Origin of the sequence: Bergeyella cardium (assembly GCF_003614945.1) — a bacterium.
Lineage (GTDB): Bacteria > Bacteroidota > Bacteroidia > Flavobacteriales > Weeksellaceae > Bergeyella_A > Bergeyella_A cardium.
The window spans coordinates 652,218-669,172 of the sequence record NZ_QYCZ01000001.1 but is presented as its reverse complement, the minus strand read 5'-3'; the positions used below and the strand labels follow the sequence as shown (position 1 = coordinate 669,172).

Genomic DNA, 16,955 nt, shown 5'->3' with positions numbered 1-16,955 from the left:
TCCGAGCAGAGGGTTTTAAGGATTTTTTAACTTAGAAAAAGAAAAAAACTGCCTCTCGGCAGCTCGTTTTATAACATTTTAAGGTTATTTACTTCTAATTCGGTGAGGATTCTCCAATGCCCTCGCTTGATGTTTTTCTTGGTAAGCCCGGCAAACATTACCCTGTCGAGCGACTCTACCTCATAGCCCATCTTCTGGAAAATTCGCCTCACTACGCGGTTCCAACCGATATGGATTTCTATCCCCACCTCGTTTCTCGGCTTACCCTCTATGAAGGATATATGATCCACCTCTGCAACGCCTTCTTCCAATCGTACGCCCTTAGCGATGGTCTGCAAATCCTCGCTCGAGAGCTTCCTGTCTAAAACGATATGATAAATCTTCTTAATATTAAAGGACGGATGCGTCAGTTTCTTGGTCATATGCCCATCATTGGTGAGGAGGATAACGCCCGTTGTGCTTCGGTCCAGCCGCCCAACGGGGAAGAGGCGATAAGGCGAGGCGTTTGCCACCAAATCCATCACCGTTTTCCTTGCTTTCTCATCTTTCGTGGTTGATATATAGCCTCTTGGCTTGTTGAGCAATACATATACGCTCTTCTCTGGCGTTATCGGTTGCCCATCAAAATACACTCTATCGCTCTTCTGCACTTGGTATCCCATCTCGGTTACTACCGCTCCATTTACCTCTACCAAGCCTTGCTCTATCAGTTTATCTGCCTCTCTCCTACTGCATATTCCAGAGTTTGCGATGTATTTATTCAGCCTGATGGTATCCTTATGCAGGTCTTTATCAATCTTTGCGAGCTTTCTTTTTTGTACAAAAGATTTTACCTTCTCTGGGTCATCACTAAATCTACTGAAAGGTTTTTTCTTAAATTTTAAGTCTCCTTTTTCGTATTTTTTTCGGGTATCAAAGGAGTTAGGCTTCCTTCCGCCCCTTGTATCTCCGTCTTTGTTTAATCTCGGTCTCCCTGATTTTCCAGAACCTCGTCCATTCATAATTTGAAAATTTCCTGCAAAAATACAATTAAGTTTCCACACCTTAGCAGATGAGGCATTTTATTTCTAATTGACTGCCATGCTGCAGATGAATCTCTCAACTGAGAACTATAGATTTTTTAGCAAAAAATAAAAATGTTGCACAAATATTTCCTATGATAATTCAAATATATACCCATAAAAAATATAGTATAAGAATAGATACAAAAAAAATTAATAGCAATACAAAGGTTTTTGACCCATTTTTTAATACTATTAGTAGATATTAAAATGATTAAAAACTGAACAAGCATTAGAAAAATATAAATGACAGTACAAACATATGCTGCTAAAAAATTTCCACGAGGAATTACATTTATAAGAACAAGAGCAAGAATTTCAAGAATGATTATAATAATTCAAGCTATAGTTTATATTTTGCCTTGTCATTTTCTCACTAAATTAATCATTAAAATGTTTCTCTTTCTCACTGGAAGCTGTTTGTGCGAGTTCCTTCTCTAAACGAATATTTCTAATAGCAATATTGAGCTCATTGCCAAGAAGGAGGAGAATAATATTGATATTGACCCAAATCATTACAACGATGATGCTCCCGATGGAGCCGTAGAGGAGGTTATATCGGGCAAAGTTTTTCAGGTAAATCGCAAAGAAATAAGTAACCAAAACGAAGAGTATGGTAGTAAAAACCGCCCCTGGAAGCGCCTGCACCCATCGGCTGATGCTGAGGCAACCGACCCAGTAGAACAGGCTGAGGAGCATTAAATAGAAAATAGGAAAAGAGATGAAACCGATAATCCTCGAGAGGTTTTGCACGAACCAAGAGATATCGTAGCTCGGAGTAAATAATTTTAGGACGATTTCGCTGTAATAAATCCCCAAAAAAGTAAGGATAATAAGTGCAATAAATGCAATAGTAACGCCCAGAGAGATGAAATATTCCTTAATAAAGCCCCTCCTGAGTGTGGTATTTTCATTAAACCCACGAATGAGGGAATAGGTGCCATTGGTACCAAAAATAAGGGCGAGGATTATCGTCATTGCGTTTAGCCCCTTCCGATGAGGCAGGAGAATGTCCTTTATATAATAGGTTACATCTGGCAGAATGTTTTCTGGCATTATGCGAGGGAGGAGGATTTCAAAGATGTAAAACATCAGCCGCTCATAGTGCGGGAGGTGCGGGAGCAGCGAAATGAGAAAGAGAATGAAAGGGAACAAACTCAAAAAAAATGACCACGAAATGGCAGCAGCCAACTTGCCGAGCTTGTTTTGGAAAATCCCTTTGATATAGATTTCAAACATTTTATAGAGCGAAATACCTAAAAACGGGATGTGTATAGCCTCTAAAAATGCCTTTATTTTTGTAAAAAAACCAATAAATCTTGCTCTCATTCAAGTATATTTGCAAAACAAAGATAGGGAAAATGAAAATTAATTTAATCTGCATAGGCAAAACCGATGCTAAGGAAATACAATCACTAATCAGCTATTACCTCCCACGCTTGCCAAAGCATTGGAATTTTGAAATGATGGAAATCCCCGATCTAAAAAATGCGGGGAAACTTACGCCAGAGCTCATCAAAAAGGAAGAAGGGAAGCTCTTCCTCTCGCATATAGATTCATCGGATTACAACATCCTCCTCGATGAAAAAGGGAAGCTCTACACCAGCAGAGAATTTTCTGCCAAGCTTGATAATTATATGAACAGCTCTGTAAAGAAAATCAACCTGCTCATCGGTGGAGCGTATGGTTTTTCAGAGGAAATTTACCAGAAAGCACACGAGAAAATCTCAGTTTCGAAGATGACTTTCACCCATCAGATGATTCGTCTGTTTATCATTGAGCAAATCTACCGCGCGAGCCAAATCCTCGCTGGAAAGCCTTATCATAACGATTAAAATAAAAAGCAACCCAATTAAAAAACTGGGCTGCTTCTAACCAAAACCTTGAATTTATTCGCAGAGAATAATTCCTTTATTGTTACTAAACTCCACTACACCACTCACAAGTGGGAAGGTATATAAAGCGTCTTTTTCTTTTTCCTTTGTGAAGTACTTTTGATACTCCTCTCCCACCGATTTTGTAAAGAGCTTTATCTTGCCTCCTTCCAGAGATGAAACCACTGCTGCGTGGTTTTTCATTATATGAAACTCTCCATTTTTACCTGGAAGAAGTACGGAATCTACTTCGCCTTCGAAGATTACAGACTCGGGAGTTAAAATTTTTATGTTCATAAAAATGAATTTAAATTTTATTTACTTTCAGCAAGCATTTTCTCACCTGCTTCTATTGCTTCTTCTATGGTACCTTTCAGGTTAAAGCACGCCTCTGGAAGGTGGTCGAGCTCTCCATCGAGAATCATATTAAAGCCTTTAATCGTATCCTTAATATCTACTAAAGCCCCTGGGATACCTGTAAACTGCTCTGCCACATGGAACGGCTGAGAAAGGAATCTCTGAACTTTTCTCGCTCTGTATACTACCAATTTGTCTTCCTCTGAAAGCTCTTCCATACCAAGAATCGCGATAATATCTTGGAGGGCTTTATACCTTTGGAGGATTTCTTTCACCCTTTGAGCACATTCATAATGCTCATTTCCTAAAATTTCAGGGGTAAGAATCCTTGATGTAGAAGCCAGAGGATCTACCGCAGGGTAAATACCTAATGAAGCGATTTTCCTGTCTAATACGGTAGTAGCATCCAAGTGTGCAAATGTAGTAGCAGGTGCAGGGTCGGTCAAGTCATCCGCAGGTACATAAATCGCTTGTACGGAAGTAATGGAACCGTTCTTTGTAGAGGTAATTCTCTCCTGCATCGCACCCATCTCAGATGCCAGCGTAGGCTGATAACCTACTGCTGATGGCATACGTCCTAAAAGTGCAGACACCTCAGAACCTGCCTGTGTAAATCTAAATATATTATCTACGAAGAAGAGTACATCTCTACCTTGCCCAGATTCTCCACCATCACGATAGTATTCCGCAAGGGTAAGACCAGACAATGCTACTCTTGCTCTTGCTCCTGGTGGCTCGTTCATCTGCCCGAAAACAAAAGCAGCTTTGGAATCTTTCATCTCCTCGAGATTTACTTTGGAAAGATCCCAGCCTCCTTCTTCCATAGAGCGCATAAAGTCTTCACCGTATTTAATAATACCAGACTCAAGCATCTCTCTTAAAAGGTCATTTCCTTCTCTGGTTCTCTCTCCTACTCCTGCGAATACGGATAGACCTCCGTGACCTTTTGCAATATTGTTAATCAACTCCTGGATAAGTACGGTTTTACCTACACCAGCACCACCGAATAGACCAATCTTACCTCCTTTTGCATAAGGTTCGATAAGGTCGATTACTTTAATACCTGTAAATAAAACTTCCGCAGAAGTAGATAATTGATCAAATTTTGGAGCTTCTCTGTGAATTGGCAAACCTCCTTCTTGGGAAAGAGCCGGAAGCCCATCAATAGCATCTCCTACTACATTAAATAAACGACCATTTACCCCTTCACCGATAGGCATTGTTATCTGGCGACCTTGCCCTACAACTTCGTGCCCTCTCTGTAAACCATCGGTAGCATCCATCGCAATACATCTTACGGAATCTTCACCGATATGCTGTTCTACTTCAAGGACTAATTTTTCACCATTATCCTTTGTAACAGTGAGTGCATCATAAATTTTTGGAAGTTCTTCTACTTCAGAGAAAACAACATCGATTACTGGACCGATGATTTGTGAGATTTTTCCTTTTATTTGGTTTGCCATTGCTGTTTTTTTTATTGCGTGCAAATATAATCAAACTTATTAAATTGGCAATTGCTTAAAAAAAAGATTTTTATCATATTTGCCAGCAAAATTATCCCATCTTGAAAATATTTAATGCTCTTAAGCAGTATTCGGAAAATAAACCTATAGCTTTATCTTTAGGAATGTTTGATGGAGTACATCTCGGTCATCAGACGATTATAAAAGAAATCAACGAATTAGCAAAGGAGAGAAACTTAGAATCTGCCATCCTTACCTTTACACCCCACCCAAGGATAGCATTCAACCCAAATGATGATTTAAAATACCTCAATACTTTTGAAGAAAAAAAAATGCTCCTGAGCAAGTTTGGAATCCAAAATCTATTTATCCAGAACTTTGATGGAGAATTTAGAAACTTAACAGGAGAAGAATTTATTCGCAAAGTACTCATTAACACACTTCATACAAAACTGCTGATTATAGGCTATGACCACAGTTTTGGAAAGAACCGAAGTGGAAATTTTGAACTCTTGAAACAGCTTGCTCCCGAGCTTGGCTATGATGTTCTACAAATGGAAGCTGTGAATTTGTATAATCATAATGTCTCATCTACTAAAATTCGCAAAGCATTGGAGGAGGGGAAAATCAATGAAGCAAATGCTATGCTTGGGTATCACTATCCGATTTCTGGGAAAGTGGTAGATGGCAAAAAATTAGGACGAAGCATAGGCTATCCCACAGCAAACATAGCCGTAAGCAAAGAGAAGCTCCTTCCTAAAAAAGGAGCATATATTGTAGATGTTTTTGTGCAGAATAAAAAATATATGGGAATGCTCAGCATTGGGACAAACCCAACGGTAAACGGGGAGCACCTTACAGTGGAAGTCCATATCCTGAATTTCGATAAAGACATCTATGGTGAAGATATTCAAATCCATTTTCGGGAATTCCTGCACGAAGAAATCAAGTTTGAAAGCCTGCCTCTACTCATAGAAAAGCTAGACGAAGACAAAGAAAAAACTTTAGGGTATTTTAATACCTTATAATAAAATCTGATTTCAAGCTATTGACTCACACTAATTAAGAGTAATCACCCACCTTCATTGCTATAATTAGAGAGGCTTTTTATTGTACTTTAAAGATATTTATCACCAATGAAGAGGAGAATATTGCCAGAGAGGTATTGTATGCGAACGCTATCCTTAACTGCAAAATTTCTTGTGGAAAGGCTATTAGTCATACTGAGGCTTTCGGATGAGAGCTCCCAATTAAGCCCATCAGTAGTTACTTTTTCAGCAGAGGGAAATGGATAGATGGATATCATTCTACCCTTTACACCACTGAGAAGAGTATCATTCTCTATAAAAAAATATTCAGAATGGTTATCAAAAAATCGGATGTTAAGGTGATTTTTATGCCTAAAAGCTACCGTAAGATTCCCGAGGAAGTGATCCATCTCCCCACCACTCGCACCAAATACAGCTACAGAAGTAACTCCTCTATTACAAAGGATTTCTAATGCTTTATCAAAATCGGTTTTATTTTGGTCAGGTGTATGAATAAACTTTTCGTGATAAATCGGCTCATCTGCCCCCGAATGAGAATCAAAATCCCCAGAAACAAAGTCCAATTTAGAGAGTGGAAACCCCATTTCTTTCAAGTAATGAAAAGCACCATCAGTACAGGCGATGATTCCATAGTCTCGGTAATCAGGCAAGGCTTTAGGCGGTTCACCATTGATGAAAAGTAGTGCTTTCATTAGATAGAAAAATTAATTCGTAGCAGAAGTATATTTTTGAAAGGCTTCTTCAAGGCTGCTGAACTCGTTTTTAAACTCGTGAACGGGTAGATCTTTTATAATTTCACCACGATTGATAAGAATAATCCTGTTGCAAAGGGCTTCTACCTCCTGCATAATATGAGTGGAAATAATAACCGTTTTCTCCCTACCAATCTCCTTGATAACATTACGAATTTCTATAATTTGATTCGGGTCAAGACCATTCGTAGGCTCATCCAATATCAAGAGATCAGGCTGATGAAGAATGGACTGCGCAAGACCTACTCTCTGCTTATAACCTTTTGAAAGCTGGCTGATTTTCTTCCTCTGCTCTGGAGCTAAGCCCACAAGATTGATAATTTCATCTATTTTTAAGGAAGGAACTTTATGCAAATTTGCTACGAAATGGAGATACTCCCGTACATACATATCCATATAAAGTGGGTTATTCTCTGGCAAAAAGCCGATAAGTTTCCTAGATTCAACAGGCTCTTCAGTGATGTCTCTGCCATTAAACACTACCTGCCCTTCATCTATTTTAAGCGCTCCAACAATGGATTTCATCAGTGTGGATTTCCCTGCTCCATTTGCACCCAAAAGCCCAACGATTTCATTCTTCTCTATACGAATATTGATGTTATTCAGTGCTGTTTGCTCCCCAAATTTCTTGGTAAGCCCTCTGACCTCTAATGACATTTTGAAAATTTATTTGCCAGCAAAGATAAATAAAATTGAAAAAGACCACCCCGAAAGGCGGTCTAAAAATAAATTGTTTAACTTTTAAAATTACCCAATGCAAATGTATAAAAAACTTTTTATTAATCTCATTTGCTTAGTAGCGGTAATAATCAGGTTTGAAAGGACCTTCTACCTCCACACCGATGTATTTTGCCTGTACAGGAGTAAGGGTTTCCAGCTCCACACCTATTTTTTTCAGATGGAGGGCAGCAACTTTCTCATCCAACTTCTTAGGAAGAGTATAAACCTCGTTTTTGTATGCTTCAGAATTTGTCCAAAGCTCAATCTGCGCCAGCGTTTGGTTGGAGAATGAATTAGACATTACAAAAGAAGGATGCCCAGTAGCACAGCCGAGATTCACAAGACGCCCCTCTGCGAGGATGATAATCTCATTTCCATTGATATTATAAATATCCACCTGAGGTTTTACCTCATATTTGGTATTCCCATAGGCTTTGTTAAGCCATGCCATATCGATTTCATTATCAAAATGACCGATATTACAAACGATGGTCTTGTCTTTCATCTTCATAAAATGCTTCTCCTGCACTATATCCCTGTTCCCCGTAGTGGTAATAATGATATCCGCAGTCTCTACAAGTGTATCTAATGTTTTCACCTCATAACCCTCCATCGCTGCCTGCAAAGCACAAATAGGGTCTATCTCCGTAACCGAAACTATAGCTCCTGCACCTCGGAAAGAGGCTGCTGTACCTTTGCCCACATCTCCATAGCCACACACCACTACCCTCTTGCCTGCGAGCATTACATCAGTAGCTCTCCTTACGGCATCTACAGCGGATTCGCGACAGCCGTATTTATTATCAAATTTAGATTTGGTTACGGAATCATTCACATTAATGGCAGGGACGAGGAGAGTACCGTTTTTCATCCTTTCATAAAGCCTGTGAACCCCCGTAGTAGTCTCCTCAGAGAGCCCTTTAATCTCTTTTGCAAGCTCTGGATATCGATCAAAAACCATATTTGTAAGGTCTCCTCCATCATCTAAAATCATATTAAGTGGCTTTCTCTCCTCTCCGAAAAAGAGGGTCTGCTCTATACACCAGTCAAATTCTTTTTCATTCATTCCCTTCCATGCATAAACAGGGATACCTGCCGAAGCTATTGCTGCTGCCGCGTGATCCTGAGTAGAAAATATATTGCAAGACGACCACGAAACCTCTGCCCCGAGAGCTACAAGCGTCTCGATAAGCACCGCCGTCTGTATCGTCATATGGAGGCAACCTGCTATTCTGGCTCCTTTTAGTGGTTGCAAATGCCCGTACTCTTGGCGTATAGCCATAAGACCTGGCATCTCTGCCTCTGCAAGTTTTATCTCCTTTCTCCCCCAATCTGCAAGACCAATGTCTTTTACCTTATAAGGTACATAATGTTTATTGTTCATAGTTTAATGATTTTAATTATTGATTGAATGCCGACAAAGATAAGGATTAATAAAACGATATAAATATTTTTAATAAAAATAATCGCACCGCCAGTACAGAATAACTGATATATAATTCTACAGAATAATAATTTTGCAAATAATAAAAAAAAGTATATTTTTGCAGGCGTATTTAGAAAGGTGCTCGAGTGGTTGAAGAGGCTACCCTGGAAAGGTAGTATACGGGTAACCGTATCGAGGGTTCGAATCCCTTCCTTTCTGCTAAGGTAAGATGCAAAAGAAATGTATCTTACCTTTTTTGTATATATTAATTAAAGTATGGAAACTAAGAAATTCGGGTTAGTCGGAAGGAATATCTCCTACTCCTTCTCCAAACAATATTTTACAGAAAAGTTTCAGCAGTTACTTCTCAAAAATCATTCTTATGAGATTTTTGACCTCCAAAATATTGAGGAAGTAAGAGAAATTATGAAAATCACTAATCTCAAAGGATTTAATGTAACAATACCTTATAAGGAACTGATTATTCCCTATCTTGATGAGCTAAGCGAGGGAGCAAAAGAAATCGGAGCAGTGAATACCGTCCTTATAAAAAATGGAAAGACCAAAGGTTTTAATACAGATGCTTACGGTTTTGAGAGAACCTTAGACCTGCACAGAAAACCTCATCACTGCTCAGCGATAATTTTAGGAGATGGTGGAGCTGCAAAAGCAATAAAGTTTGTACTAAAAAAAGAAAACATCCCATTTATCACCGTTAGTCGAAAGTCTGAAATCAATTTCAGTACACTTAATCAGGAAATGCTAAAATCTCATCACATTATTATACAATGTACGCCTGTTGGTACTTTTCCGAATGTAACCGACTGCTTGGAATTTCCTTTTGAAGGACTTACAGAGCAGCATCTCGTGATTGACTTAATCTACAACCCTGAATATACGCAATTCATTAAAAATGCTTATAAATATGGAGCGAAATGTGTAAATGGATACTTTATGCTTGAACAACAAGCAGAAAAAGCGTGGAAAATTTGGAATTGTGAATAAAATTCTTTTAAATTGGTCGCAAAATTTGAATAAGAACTTACTATTACCACAAGATGTGGAAAAAATTATTTCAGTATGACACTAGAAAATCATTCATCAGCACAAGAAGGACACAAACCTATTCAAGAAGGAGCTAACGACAATAAAAAAAGCCTTTCTCACAAGGTCGATCAGCATTTTAGCACTAAAAACTCAGGTTTATCCCTTGAAGAAATCCTCATTAGATTAGAAAAAATCATCAATACTGAGGAGGTAAAAGGCTTTGCAAAAGAATTTAGTGCACTGAGGAATGAGGCTCTACAATTTATCAATCAAGAAACTGAAAAAATGAAAGCCACTCATATAGAAGCGGGGAATCCTGAGGAAGATTTTTCTTGGGAACACCCTCAGCTTGCAAAGCTCTCTGGTCTCAATAATATCTTTAAAAAGAAATATAATGAATTCCGAAAGGAGCTGGAAGAAGAGCTAGAAAAGAACAAGCAAACACGTCTTGAAATTATAGAGAAACTCAAAAATCTCTATCTCAATTCTGACTTAGAAACCAACCTTTTTAAAGAAATCCGAAAAATAAAAGAGGAATGGGCAAATGCTGGTCAAGTAGCAAAAAATGAATTTAAGCTGATAAACAATAATTACTTCTACCATCTCAATCAGTTCTATGAGCTTTTGAACCTAAATAAAGAATATCTGGAACAGGAATATGCTCATAATTTAGAGAAGAGACGGCAAATCATCTCCCGTGCAAAAGAGCTACTCGAAGAGCCTGTGATTCAAAAAGCATTGAATGAACTGCAATATCTTCATAAACTCTGGAAAGAAGAAGCAGAGCCCGTTGCAGAAGAGCTAAGAGAAAGCACTTGGGAGGAGTTCAAAGCCATTTCTAATGAAGTTCATAACCGAAAAGCACAGCTTACTGAGCAAATAGAAAAAGAGCAAGCAGAGAATCTGATAAGAAAAAACCAGATTATTGAGGAAATCAAAAGGCTTATAGAAGAAAGCAAGGATAAAGGACACGATTTTTGGCAAAAAGCCATTAGCAAAGTAGATAAATTACGACAGGAATTTCTCAATACAGGCAGTGTTTCAAAGGCGTTTTCAAATAAAAACTGGTCAGAATTTAATTCTGTATTAAAGGAATTTAACACTATTAAAAATAATTTCTATAAGGACTTAAAAGCATTACAGTCGGCTAACCTAAAAGCGAAGAAAGCACTGATAAAAATAGCCAAAGACAATGTTAATTCCGAAGATTGGGAAGCGGGCCTTACTCTTTTCAAAAAATTACAGGAAGATTGGAAAAAAATTGGACATGTGCCAAGGAGTGCATCCAATAAAATATGGGAAGAATTTCATAATGCCTGCAATACTTTCTTTGCTAATTTCAGGGAAAAGACCAATGCAGAGTCTGAAAACTGGAAGATGAACTTCAAAGCAAAATCAGCTCTATTGGAAGAACTAAAAATCCTAACCGATGAAGAAGGAAGCATTGCCAAAATAGAGAGAATAAAAAACGAATGGAATGCTATCGGCAAGGTCCCAAAAGAGAAAATAGCGATAAACAGAGAATTTAACAAAGTCTTAAAAGAGAAATTAAAACTCAATAATATAAGCGTGTTTGATATTAATGAAACTTCTCTGCCTGAAGACAAACTCACCGAAAAAGCAAGGAAAATCAAGAAGCAAATCGCAGATTTGGAGGCTGAAGTAGTAAAAATGGAGAATAATATCAACTTCTTTAATAATGCTACGAGGGAAAATCCTCTACTTCAAGAGAGCTTTACAAAAATTGATGAAAAGAAAGCACAGATTGAAGCATTAAAGAAAAGCCTTCATAACATCATCTCAGGAGATTAATCCTATTTTCTATAAACATACACAGCTAATAAATAAAGCTCTACAACATAGGGCTTTTTTTATTTAGTAATACTTTTTATTATTAAATAAATTAGAGAAATATTATATCCTTTTAAAAGTAATAAAACGGGAAGATTTTATTCTGATATAAGAGGAAAATGTTTTTAGATTAGCTTTTGGTTACTGTTAGTGCTAAGGATTATCACTTTACACTTCATTATTAAAGAAAAGATTAAAAGAAGAAAATATCACAGGGGATTGCGATGCAATCCCCTGGGGTGAAGTATTTAAATGTTTGAAAATAATTGTTTAGAACTGAGCGATGTCTTCGCGGTAAAAGGCATAATCAAAATTAAGGGGGATGGCGTCTTTATAGACCTTTTCGCGGGCTTCTTCGTAGGTATTGCCTGTAGCGACGAGGTTAACGACCCTTCCACCAGAGGTGAGGAGCCTATCGCCAGAGTATTGGGCACCTGCGAAGAGGATTTTGGAATGTTTTACCTTTTCAATGCCTGTAATTTCAATGCCTGTTTGTATTGTACCAGGGTAACCGCCAGAGCACATCACGAGACAAACGGCTTTTTCATCTTTAAAGCTAAGTTTGATGTCTTTACCTTCGAGGCAATCCTCGATAACATCTAAAAGTTCGTTGTTAAGAAGAGGAAGAAGGGATTGAGTTTCAGGGTCGCCGAGCCTCATATTGTATTCGAGGAGGTAAGTGCCGTCTTTGGTAACCATAAGCCCGAAGAAAATGAAGCCAGTAAAGCCGAGATGCTCTTGATTAAGCCCATTAAGGGTTGGAGTGAGGATATTTTTCTCGAAATCTTGGAAATGTTCGGGTGTAAATTCAGGGCTTGGGGCTACGCTGCCCATTCCGCCAGTGTTAAGACCTTTATCTCCATTGCCTACCTTTTTATAATCTTTGACAGCGATGCAAGGAAAGAGTTTTTTGCCGTTTGAAAAAGCGATAATGGAGGCTTCAAAGCCGATGAGATAGTCTTCTATAACTACTTGAATGCCAGAATCGCCGTAAATTCTATCGATCATAAAGGAGTGGAGGGTGGCTTGTGCGGTTTCTTTGCTATCGCAGATGACAACGCCCTTGCCACCAGCAAGACCGCTGGCTTTTATGACGAGGGGAAAGTTCTTACCATTGAGATAGTCAAGCGCTTCATTATAAGAGTCAAAGACTTTTGCAGTGGCGGTTTTCACACCGTGGGTTTGCATAAATTTTTTAGCAAAAGACTTACTTCCTTCGAGTTTAGCGGCTCTGGATTTAGCTCCGAAAATCTTTAAACCTGCTTCTTGAAAGCTTTCTACGATGCCTTCAACGAGAGGAGCTTCGGGACCGATGATGGTGAGCTCGATTTCTTCTTTAAGAGCAAATTCTTTTATCTCTTTAATCCCTGAAAGGTTGAGATTTTTGCCCAATTTCTCAGTTGTAGCATTACCATTTGCGAAATAAAGTTCTACAGGACGGCTATCTGCCATCAATTTATCAGCGATAGCGGATTCACGGCCGCCATTTCCTACGATTAGTACTCTCATTTTTACAAAAATAAACTTATGAGACAAAAATACATCTTTAAATAAGAAGTGCAAAAAGAAATTTTGATTGATTTTAGATTTATTTAGTCTTTGAGTGGGATTGATTACTTTTGTGGGCTTTAAAAAATAAAAAAAAAGATATTCTTATTTCTTTTTATCTTATCTTTTTTTAGTAATACATTTACAAAACCCTTATTTTTGCGATTATTATAATTTACAATTGAATATTATGAAAAAAACATTAACAATTATTTTAGCTATATTTTGTTTAGCCTCCTGTAAAAACAAAAAAAATGATTTAACCGAAATGAACCTAAAAGGAAAGGTAAAATCAATTAGAGAAACTCCATATAAAGCCGTAGAAAAATTTGGGGAAGTAGTAAAAGGTGATATTTATTCTAATGAAGAATTATTATTCGATGAGAAAGGGAATATAACAGAAAAAAATATCTTTAATATTGAAAGTTTAGAGTTTAAATGGATCTATAAATACGATGAAAACGAAAAAAAAATAGAGGATAAATTATTTAGTAGCAATGGAAATTTAATTAGCAGACAGACTTATAAATATGATGAAAAAGGAAATCTAATAGAGACAAACTCGCTTAATGACGATGGAAGTTTATTTGGCAAGCTGACTTACAAATATGATAAAAAAGGAAATCGAATAGAGAGTAGCTGGTTTAATAACGACGGAAATTTAGACTCTAAACATACTTTGAAATACGATGAAAAAGGAAACAAAATAGAGAAAAGCAGGTTTAATAAAGATGGAATTTTAATTGGTCAATGGACTTACAGATATACCTATTATGACCAAAAAGACAACTGGACACAAAGAATAGAATACGAAATAGAAAACGATATAGAAAAGGCAAGTGTAATCACAGAAAGAACCATAGAATATTATTAATAAACCATTAATTAAGACCTTATTTTTGTGATTATTATAATTTAAATTGAATATTATGAAAAAAATATTAACAATTATTTTAGCTATGTTTTGTTTAGCTTCCTGTAAAAACAAAAAGAATGATTTAACCGAAATGAACCTAAAAGGAAAGGTAAAATCAATTAGAGAGACTCGATATAAAGCCGTAGAAAAATTTGGAGAAGCGGTGAAGGTGAAAGGAGATATATCTGATAGTGATATTGAAGAATTATTATTTAATGAAAAAGGAAATATAATAGAGAAAAACAGGTTTTTTTATGGTTTATATTGGAAATACACTTACAAATACGATGAAAAAGGAAACAAAATAGAGGGAAACTATTTTAATAAAGATGGAAGTTTATGTTGGAAATACACTTACAAATACGATGAAAAAGGAAATCAAATTGAGGAAAACTGGTTTAATCCTGATGGAAGTCTAGACAAAAAATACACTTACAAATACGATGAAAAAGGAAATCAAGTTGAGGAAAACAATTTTAATAAAGATGGAAGTTTAGAAGACAAATTCACTTACAAATACGATGAAAAAGGAAATCAAATAGAGACAAACTGGTTTAATGAAGATGGAAGTTTAGAACGCAAATTCACTTACAAATACGATGAAAAAGGAAATCTAATAGAGACAAACTGGTTTAATGAAGATGGAAGTTTAGAACGCAAATTCACTTACAGATACACCTATTATGACCAAAAAGACAACTGGACACAAAGAATAGAATACGAAATAGAAAACGATATAGAAAAGGCAAGTACAATCACAGAAAGAATCATAGAATATTATTAATTATATGAATCCACTATTAGAAACATTTAGAACGAAATATGAAACGGCTCCCTTTGATGAGATAAGGGAGGAGGATTTTTTGCCAGCTTTTAAGGAATTAATTGAGCGAGCGGAGGCTGAAATAACGGGAATAGCGGAGAATAATGAGGAGGCTAGCTTTGAAAACACGGTGGAGGCGCTTGCATACGCGGGGAGGCAGCTTGAGAGGGTAACGAGTATCTTTTTTAATCTGAATTCTGCGGAGACAAACGAGAAATTGCAGGAGATTGCACAGGAAGTCTCCCCTATTTTGACGGAATTTTCATCTAAAATCCATCAAAATCAGAGGCTTTTTGAGAGGATTAAAAAAGTTTATAACGAAAGTGAGGGCTTAAACTTGAACACCGAAGAAAAAATGCTGCTGAGGGAGACTTATAGAGGCTTCGTGAGGAATGGTGCGCTGCTGAGCGAGGAGGAAAAGAAGCGATTGGAGGAGATTAATATCCAATTGTCTGTGAAACAATTGCAGTTTGGTCAAAATGTATTGGGAGCGACGAATGATTATTACAAACATATTATTAATAATGATGAATTGAGGGGTATTCCTGAGGTAATTAAGGCTCAATATGAGGAAGATGCGAAGGAAAAAGGCTTGAGTGGATATGTGATTACACTGCAGTACCCGAGTTTTATACCCGCGATGACTTATGCTGATAGCAGGGAGCTGAGAAAAGAGCTGTTTTTGGCTAATGGGAGCAAGTGTTTTGATGGTGGAGCGTTTGATAACCAGGATTTAATACGGGAATTGGTGAGACTGAGGCAAGAGAAAGCCGAAATCTTGGGCTATCGGAGCTTTGCGGACTATGTTTTGGAGGAAAGGATGGCGGAGACGCCTGAAAAAGTCTTTGAGTTTCTTAATCAGCTCCTTGTGGCGGCAACTCCTTATGCTGAGGCAGAGATTTCTGAGCTAAAAGAGCTTGCAAAAGCAGATGGAATAGATGATTTACAGGCGTATGACCACGCTTATTATACTGAAAAGCTGAGAAAAGCGAAGTATGACCTGAATGATGAGGAGCTGAAGCCTTATTTCCCTCTTGAGGAGGTTGAAAAAGCGGTATTTAGCCTTGCTCAGCGGCTGTTTGGGCTGAATTTTAGGGAAGTGGAGGGCATTCAGAAGTATCACCAAGAGGTAAAGACCTATTTAGTAGAGGAAAATGGGAAGGAGAAGGCGATTTTATATGTTGATTATCATCCTCGTAAAGGGAAGAGAGCCGGTGCTTGGATGACGAGCTTCAAAAACCAGTGGAAGGAGGGCGATAAGAACTCACGGCCGCATATTTCTGTGGTTTGTAACTTCTCTAAACCGACGAATGAGGTGCCTTCGCTGCTGAGTTTTCAGGAAGTAACGACGCTTTTCCACGAATTTGGGCATGCATTGCACGGAATATTGGCGGATACGCGCTATCCTAACCTGTCGGGGACTTCTGTGAAGTGGGATTTTGTGGAACTTCCGTCGCAGTTTCTCGAAAACTACTGCTATGAGCCAGATTTTTTGAGAAGTTTTGCTAAACACTATAAAACCCAAGAGATTCTGAGCAATGAGAAGATAAAAAAGCTGAATGAATCAAAGAATTTTATGGAAGGATACCAGACACTGAGGCAATTGGGCTTTGGATTGCTGGATATGGCATATCATACGAAAGCAGGAGAAGTGAAAGACATTAAAACCTTTGAAAAAGAGCATACTGCAAGAACAAATTTGTATCCATCAGAGCCATTAACGGCAATTTCTACGAGTTTTTCACATATATTTCAGGGAGGATACTCGGCGGGGTATTATTCGTATAAATGGGCTGAGGTTTTGGATGCAGATGCATTCCAATACTTTAAGGAAAAGGGGATTTTTGACCCAGAAACCGCAGAAAAATATAAAAAACTGCTCTCATCAGGAGGAACAGTGCCGCCGATGGAGCTCTATAAAGCCTTTAGAGGGAGCGAACCGAAGGTAGAAAGCCTGCTAATGAGGGCTTTTGGAAGTGGTGGAGGTTCTACTTCGGATTTGTTATAGACATATAAGCGAAAAAATCTCCTCTCAAAAAGAGAAGATTCAGCTGATTTTATATGA

Annotated in this window: 15 protein-coding genes and 1 tRNA gene; 8 read left to right on the top strand and 8 right to left on the bottom strand. The window is 37.7% G+C overall.

Annotated elements, in window-relative coordinates:
* Positions 1-68: 68 nt before the first annotated feature.
* Both D8991_RS02985 and D8991_RS02980 read right to left on the bottom strand, forming a co-directional pair.
* The gene (locus D8991_RS02985; RefSeq protein ID WP_120488704.1) at positions 69-1,001 is read right to left on the bottom strand and encodes a pseudouridine synthase; all 933 of its coding nucleotides are present in this window, start codon (positions 999-1,001) and stop codon (positions 69-71) included.
* A gap of 441 nt (positions 1,002-1,442) precedes the next feature.
* Positions 1,443-2,390 (bottom strand): YihY/virulence factor BrkB family protein, encoded by a 948-nt coding sequence (locus tag D8991_RS02980; protein ID WP_245957169.1) that lies wholly within the window; start codon positions 2,388-2,390, stop codon positions 1,443-1,445.
* 32 nt (positions 2,391-2,422) lie between these two features.
* Here D8991_RS02980 and D8991_RS02975 point away from each other — a divergent pair, with 32 nt between their 5' ends.
* A complete protein-coding gene (locus tag D8991_RS02975; protein ID WP_120488703.1) occupies positions 2,423-2,896 on the top strand; it encodes a 23S rRNA (pseudouridine(1915)-N(3))-methyltransferase RlmH in 474 nt (157 codons plus the stop codon).
* Between the two features lie 54 nt (positions 2,897-2,950).
* On the opposite strand, the gene D8991_RS02970 is transcribed toward D8991_RS02975, so the two are convergent.
* Positions 2,951-3,232 carry a FoF1 ATP synthase subunit delta/epsilon gene (locus D8991_RS02970; protein ID WP_120488702.1) on the bottom strand — a complete coding sequence of 94 codons (282 nt, stop codon included), beginning with the start codon at positions 3,230-3,232 and terminating at the stop codon, positions 2,951-2,953.
* A 17-nt stretch (positions 3,233-3,249) separates the two neighbouring features.
* On the bottom strand, positions 3,250-4,758 hold the full coding sequence (gene atpD, locus D8991_RS02965) for a F0F1 ATP synthase subunit beta (protein ID WP_120488701.1): 1,509 nt from the start codon (positions 4,756-4,758) through the stop codon (positions 3,250-3,252).
* Positions 4,759-4,859: 101 nt separating this feature from the next.
* Between atpD and D8991_RS02960 the strand changes: the two genes are divergently transcribed.
* Positions 4,860-5,786: a bifunctional riboflavin kinase/FAD synthetase gene (locus D8991_RS02960; RefSeq protein WP_120488700.1), complete on the top strand. Its 927-nt coding sequence runs from the start codon at positions 4,860-4,862 to the stop codon at positions 5,784-5,786.
* A gap of 89 nt (positions 5,787-5,875) precedes the next feature.
* Here the strand turns inward: D8991_RS02960 and D8991_RS02955 are convergent, their stop codons facing one another.
* The 3 genes from D8991_RS02955 to ahcY all read right to left on the bottom strand — a co-directional run bounded on the left by D8991_RS02955 (position 5,876) and on the right by ahcY (position 8,663).
* Positions 5,876-6,499 (bottom strand): thiamine diphosphokinase, encoded by a 624-nt coding sequence (locus D8991_RS02955; protein WP_120488699.1) that lies wholly within the window; start codon positions 6,497-6,499, stop codon positions 5,876-5,878.
* 12 nt (positions 6,500-6,511) lie between these two features.
* Positions 6,512-7,216, bottom strand: a complete 705-nt coding sequence (locus D8991_RS02950; RefSeq protein ID WP_120488698.1) for an ABC transporter ATP-binding protein — start codon at positions 7,214-7,216, stop codon at positions 6,512-6,514.
* Positions 7,217-7,352: 136 nt separating this feature from the next.
* A complete protein-coding gene (ahcY, locus tag D8991_RS02945; RefSeq protein ID WP_120488697.1) occupies positions 7,353-8,663 on the bottom strand; it encodes an adenosylhomocysteinase in 1,311 nt (436 codons plus the stop codon).
* A 174-nt stretch (positions 8,664-8,837) separates the two neighbouring features.
* On the opposite strand from ahcY, the gene D8991_RS02940 reads away from it, so the two are divergent.
* The 3 genes from D8991_RS02940 to D8991_RS02930 all read left to right on the top strand — a co-directional run bounded on the left by D8991_RS02940 (position 8,838) and on the right by D8991_RS02930 (position 11,564).
* Positions 8,838-8,924 (top strand) — tRNA-Ser (locus tag D8991_RS02940).
* A gap of 57 nt (positions 8,925-8,981) precedes the next feature.
* Positions 8,982-9,710, top strand: a complete 729-nt coding sequence (locus D8991_RS02935; protein WP_120488696.1) for a shikimate dehydrogenase family protein — start codon at positions 8,982-8,984, stop codon at positions 9,708-9,710.
* 75 nt (positions 9,711-9,785) lie between these two features.
* The gene (locus D8991_RS02930) at positions 9,786-11,564 is read left to right on the top strand and encodes a DUF349 domain-containing protein (protein ID WP_120488695.1); all 1,779 of its coding nucleotides are present in this window, start codon (positions 9,786-9,788) and stop codon (positions 11,562-11,564) included.
* A gap of 309 nt (positions 11,565-11,873) precedes the next feature.
* Here D8991_RS02930 and purD read toward each other — a convergent pair whose 3' ends face one another.
* Positions 11,874-13,112 carry a phosphoribosylamine--glycine ligase gene (gene purD, locus D8991_RS02925; RefSeq protein WP_120488694.1) on the bottom strand — a complete coding sequence of 413 codons (1,239 nt, stop codon included), beginning with the start codon at positions 13,110-13,112 and terminating at the stop codon, positions 11,874-11,876.
* A 229-nt stretch (positions 13,113-13,341) separates the two neighbouring features.
* Between purD and D8991_RS02920 the strand changes: the two genes are divergently transcribed.
* From D8991_RS02920 to D8991_RS02910, 3 genes are read left to right on the top strand one after another with little or no spacing between them, the layout of a single operon-like run.
* Positions 13,342-14,025, top strand: a complete 684-nt coding sequence (locus tag D8991_RS02920; protein ID WP_120488693.1) for a hypothetical protein — start codon at positions 13,342-13,344, stop codon at positions 14,023-14,025.
* Positions 14,026-14,080: 55 nt separating this feature from the next.
* On the top strand, positions 14,081-14,851 hold the full coding sequence (locus D8991_RS02915; RefSeq protein WP_120488692.1) for a hypothetical protein: 771 nt from the start codon (positions 14,081-14,083) through the stop codon (positions 14,849-14,851).
* A 4-nt stretch (positions 14,852-14,855) separates the two neighbouring features.
* Positions 14,856-16,898 (top strand): M3 family metallopeptidase, encoded by a 2,043-nt coding sequence (locus D8991_RS02910; RefSeq protein WP_120488691.1) that lies wholly within the window; start codon positions 14,856-14,858, stop codon positions 16,896-16,898.
* Positions 16,899-16,955: the final 57 nt, after the last annotated feature.